This is a genomic window from Holdemanella sp., assembly GCF_056804935.1.
Genome location: NZ_DBMEXE010000173.1, coordinates 1 through 3,430 on the forward strand (window position 1 = coordinate 1; position 3,430 = coordinate 3,430).

5 protein-coding genes are annotated in these 3,430 nt (G+C 35.1%); 4 read left to right on the forward strand and 1 reads right to left on the reverse strand.

What is annotated here, in order from left to right:
• Nucleotides 1–360: a heavy-metal-associated domain-containing protein gene (locus ACZQCL_RS07635; protein WP_418520414.1), complete on the reverse strand. Its 360-nt coding sequence runs from the start codon at nucleotides 358–360 to the stop codon at nucleotides 1–3.
• Between the two features lie 142 nt (nucleotides 361–502).
• Between ACZQCL_RS07635 and ACZQCL_RS07640 the strand changes: the two genes are divergently transcribed.
• The 4 genes from ACZQCL_RS07640 to ACZQCL_RS07655 are packed head-to-tail and all read left to right on the forward strand — an operon-like array spanning nucleotide 503 to nucleotide 3,306.
• Nucleotides 503–712, forward strand: coding sequence for a FeoA family protein (locus ACZQCL_RS07640; RefSeq protein WP_117571186.1), 210 nt, complete (start codon nucleotides 503–505; stop codon nucleotides 710–712).
• Between the two features lie 12 nt (nucleotides 713–724).
• A complete protein-coding gene (locus ACZQCL_RS07645) occupies nucleotides 725–943 on the forward strand; it encodes a FeoA family protein (protein ID WP_117925775.1) in 219 nt (72 codons plus the stop codon).
• A gap of 22 nt (nucleotides 944–965) precedes the next feature.
• Nucleotides 966–3,092, forward strand: coding sequence for a ferrous iron transport protein B (gene feoB / locus ACZQCL_RS07650; RefSeq protein WP_482482587.1), 2,127 nt, complete (start codon nucleotides 966–968; stop codon nucleotides 3,090–3,092).
• A 19-nt stretch (nucleotides 3,093–3,111) separates the two neighbouring features.
• Nucleotides 3,112–3,306: a FeoB-associated Cys-rich membrane protein gene (locus ACZQCL_RS07655; protein ID WP_117571189.1), complete on the forward strand. Its 195-nt coding sequence runs from the start codon at nucleotides 3,112–3,114 to the stop codon at nucleotides 3,304–3,306.
• Nucleotides 3,307–3,430: the final 124 nt, after the last annotated feature.

A 3,430-nucleotide genomic window follows, 5' to 3' on the forward strand; every position in this document is an offset into this window, starting at 1 on the left:
CTATATAGCCTTTGAAATATATCCAACGTTAGATAAAGTATTGATTAATTCATCTGTTGGATGTTGTTGTTTAGATAATATAGTCACGGTATTATCTTCCATGTTTACTTTGGCATAAAAGCCTTCTTGGCTATTGAACGCATTTTCAATGGTACGAACACAATTTTGACAGTGAATGTCATATACTTTTAAAACGGCTTTGTAAGGGTAATGCTCTTCGTTTTTATCTTTTACCCTTACTTTTTTTATGGTTTCACTTGAACCACAACATCCTGATGTGGCTCTTTTTTTCGTGGAACGAATTCCAATACAGATAATAATTACTAAAATGACACATATAATGATTGTTGGTAAGTTCATATGTTTAATCCTCCAATGAAAAAAATACACCAAATAGTTAGAATAGTCAAACCGAGTTAATCTTGTGTAACTTTTTGTTGACATTGCTTTATTGTAAGAGTAAACTAACTGTGTTAGAAGAATCTAACCAGGAGGGTTCGATATGCCATTATCTTTTGCAGATTTAAATTCGGTCAATACAATCAAGAAAATTGGTGGTTCTAAAGAACAACAACGACACTTAGAAAACTTAGGCTTTGTGCCTGGGACTGTGATTGTGGTTGTGAGTAAAACCAATGGAAATGTAATTGTGAATGTTAAAGAAGTTCGAATAGCCATTAGTGAAGAACTCGCAAGAAAGATCATGGTGTAGAAAGGAGTAATTATGACTTTAAAGGAAGTTTCAATTGGTCAAACAGTGACTGTAAAGAAATTGTCGGGTCAAGGAGCAACAAAACGAAGAATTATGGATATGGGAATTACTAAAGGAGTAAGTGTAACTGTTCAAAAGGTAGCGCCATTAGGGGATCCTATTGAATTAACCGTTCGTGGATATCAATTATCGCTTCGTAAAGCCGACGCAGAAATGATTGAAGTAGAGTAAAGTTAAAAAATAGGAGGGAATTATGTCAATTCAAGTCGCATTAGCAGGTAATCCGAACTGTGGTAAAACTACATTGTTTAATGGCTTAACAGGTGCTACACAATATGTAGGTAACTGGCCAGGGGTTACAGTTGAAAAAAAAGAAGGAAAGTATAAGGAAGATAAAGATATTAAAATTACCGATTTACCAGGTATTTATTCATTATCACCATACACTTTGGAAGAAGTTGTATCTCGTGAATTTTTATTAAATGGAAATGTCGATGTTGTTTTAAACATCATTGATGGTTCTAACTTAGAAAGAAACTTATTTTTGACAACACAAATTTTAGAGTTGGGTATTCCAACAGTTGTTGCGATCAATATGTTGGATGTCATTGAAAAAAGAAAAGATACAATTGACTATAAAAAGTTATCAAAAGAATTAGGTTGTCCTGTATTACCAATTTCAGCTTTGAAAAACACAGGAATCAAAGAGTTGATGGCTGAGGTAAAAAAGGTAGCGAATACGCAATGTAAAGCTAAAAATATTTATGCAGGTAAAGTATTAAATGCACTGAATACAATTGAAACAAGTTTGCCTTCAAGTATTGAAGCAAGTCGTCGTTTCTTCTATGCCGTTAAATTGTTTGAAAGAGATGATAAGATTGAAGCAGCTATCAAGTCAAAGGCAGATGCAGATGTGATTGAAGCTGTAGAAAAGTCAATGGATGATGATAGTGAATCAATTATTACAGATGCTCGTTATACATATATCACAAGTGTAATTAAAGATTGTTACAAAAAAGGATCTAAAGAAGTATTAACTACTTCGGATAAGATCGACCGTATTGTCACTAACCGAGTTTTAGCACTTCCAATATTTGCCCTTGTAATGTGGTTTGTATATTATATTTCAGTAACTACAGTAGGAACTATTGTAACTGACTGGACAAATGATGTCTTGTTTGGTGAAATTATTCCTCCTGCAGTGGATAGTTTCTTAACTTCAATTCAATGTGCAGATTGGTTACATGGATTGATTGTGGATGGTATTATTGGTGGTGTAGGAGCTGTTATTGGCTTTGTACCACAGATGTTAGTATTATTCTTCTTCTTAGCTATCTTGGAAGATTGTGGATATATGGCACGTGTTGCCTTTATCATGGACCGTATTTTCCGTAAGTTTGGATTATCAGGAAAATCATTTATTCCTATGTTGATTGGTACAGGTTGTGGTGTGCCTGCTGTTATGGCAAGTCGTACCATTGAAAGTGATCGTGATCGTAAGATGACAATCATGACAACAACATTCATTCCATGTGGTGCAAAAATGCCAATCATTGGTTTAATTGCCGGTGCTATTTTCCATGGTGCTAGCTGGGTAGCTCCAAGTGCTTACTTTGTAGGTATGGCAGCTGTTATTATTTCTGGTATTATGTTAAAGAAGACAAAATTATTTGCCGGAGATCCTGCTCCATTCGTAATGGAAATGCCAGCATACCACACACCTCGTGCAGTTAATGTATTAAGAAGTATGTGGGAACGTGGTTCAAGCTTTATTAAAAAGGCTGGAACAATTATCTTATTATCTACAATCGTATTGTGGTTCTTACAAGGATTTGGATGGGAAAAAGGTGCATTTGGCATGGTTGATGATATTGATCATTCAATTCTATCTTCAATTGGACAAACATTCGCATGGATCTTCTCACCACTTGGTTGGGGCGATTGGAAAGCTGCAGTTGCTAGTGTAACAGGTTTAATTGCGAAAGAAAATCTTGTCGCAACATTTGGACAATTATATGGATTTGCCGAAGTTGCTGAAGAGGGCAATGAATTCTGGGGACAATTATCCGCAAGCTTTACACCTCTAGCTGCCTATTCACTCATGATATTTAATTTATTGTGTGCTCCATGTTTTGCAGCAATGGGAGCTATCAAACGTGAAATGAACAACACAAAATGGTTCTTGATTGCCATTGGATATCAATGTGGATTCGCTTATGTATGTTCACTGATTGTTTATCAATTAGGTAGTTTATTCAATGGTGGATCTTTTGGATTTGGAACGATTGTAGGATTTATCTTATTGATTGGTTTAATTTATTTATTGGTTCGTCCATCAAAAGAAAGTGATACTGCTGAAGTTGAATTTGCAGTAAAATAATGTAAAAGGAGGGGTTTCCATGAATCTATCAACATTTCTAGTTCTATTGGTTGTATGTGCATGTGCAGGTTTAGCTTGTCGAAGCATTTATAAAGATAAAAAGAGTGGAAAATCAAGCTGTGGTGGTAGCTGTGGACATTGCGGCTCTCATTCGATGTGTGAAAATCCCAAGGCATTTTTTGATCAGATAAAAAAAGAACAATTTAGTAAATAAGAGCATCGAAAGGTGCTCTTTCTTGTACGACAGGCAGTCGTGCTTATAGTTGATAATCAATCACCGATTATCAACTGTTTTATTTTAGAGACAATAAAGTACAAGATACTCGTAACACTATACA